General features: G+C 70.6%; 1 protein-coding gene. It reads left to right on the top strand.

Annotated features, from left to right (window positions below; translation table 11 throughout):
* Positions 1–71: 71 nt before the first annotated feature.
* A partial coding sequence (locus ACF1AG_RS34820; protein WP_391811055.1) for an IS1380 family transposase occupies positions 72–1,230 on the top strand: 1,159 nt, incomplete at its 3' end.

The raw sequence follows: 1,230 nt of genomic DNA on the forward strand, positions 1-1,230 counted from the left end.
CCTCGCGCTTTCATGAAGCGGGCTGTCCGGCAGGCGGTCAGAAAAGCAGGAAGTGCCTCTGACCAGCAAGAATGAGGATTGTCGAGGTCCTTGTTCCTGCTGAAACCAGAGGCACTTCCCAGGGGGAGCACCCTATCGGGCCCTACCCCCGTGTCCGCGTCCAGGACGACGGCCGCCAGGTCGTCTCCCAGGCCGGGGCGATCCTGCTCGTCGAAACCGTCCGCAAGACCGGTCTTGACCAGGCCATATCCCAGGCTCTGGCGCCGTGGCGCAAGCCGCGGGCCGTCCATGATCCCGGCAAGGCCCTCCTGGACGTCGCCCTGGCGGTCGCGCTGGGCGGGGACTGCCTCGCGGACGTCGCGATGCTGCGGTGTGAGCCGGCCGTCTTCGGCCCGGTCGCCTCCGACCCGACCATCTCCCGGCTGATCGACACCCTCGCCGCCTTCGGCGACACCGCCCTGCAGGCCATCCGGTCCGCACGGTCCGAAGTCCGCAACCGGGTCTGGTCGTTGGCCGGCGAGGACGCCCCGGACGCCGACGGTCAGGTCGTAGTCGATCTCGATGGCGTCCTCGTGATCGCCCACTCCGACAAGCAGGACGCGGCCGCGACCTGGAAGAAGACCTACGGCCATCACCCGCTGACGGCCTTCGTCGACCACGGCCCGGGCGGAACCGGTGAGCCCGTCGCCGCCCTCCTGAGACCGGGAAACGCGGGCTCCAACACGGCCGCCGACCACATCACCACCGCCCAGCTCGCCCTGGCCCAACTGCCCAAGCACTACCGGCGAGGACGGCAGACGCTGATCCGCACGGACTCCGCCGGCGGCACCCACGACTTCGTGTCCTGGCTCGCCAGGCGAGGACGGTGGCTGTCCTACTCGGTCGGCATGGTGATCACCGAAGCGATCCACGAACACGTGCTGAAGGTCCCCGCCTCGGCCTGGACGGCGGCCGTCGAGACCGACGGTGAGGCCCGGGACGGGGCCTGGGTCGCCGAGCTCACCGGCAAGCTGCTGGACGGCTGGCCGAAGGGCATGCGACTGATCGTCCGCAAGGAACGGCCCCACCCTGGCGCCCAGTTGAGGATCACGGACGCGGACGGCATGCGGATCACGTGCTTCGCGACCAACACCGCCGACCGGCCGATCGCCGAGCTCGAGCTTCGTCACCGGCTGCGGGCCCGGGCCGAGGACCGGATCCGGGCCGCCCGGGCCACCGGCCTGCGCAACC

Origin of the sequence: Streptomyces sp. NPDC014764, from assembly GCF_043082785.1 — a bacterium.
GTDB classification, from domain to species: Bacteria; Actinomycetota; Actinomycetes; order Streptomycetales; family Streptomycetaceae; genus Streptomyces; species Streptomyces althioticus.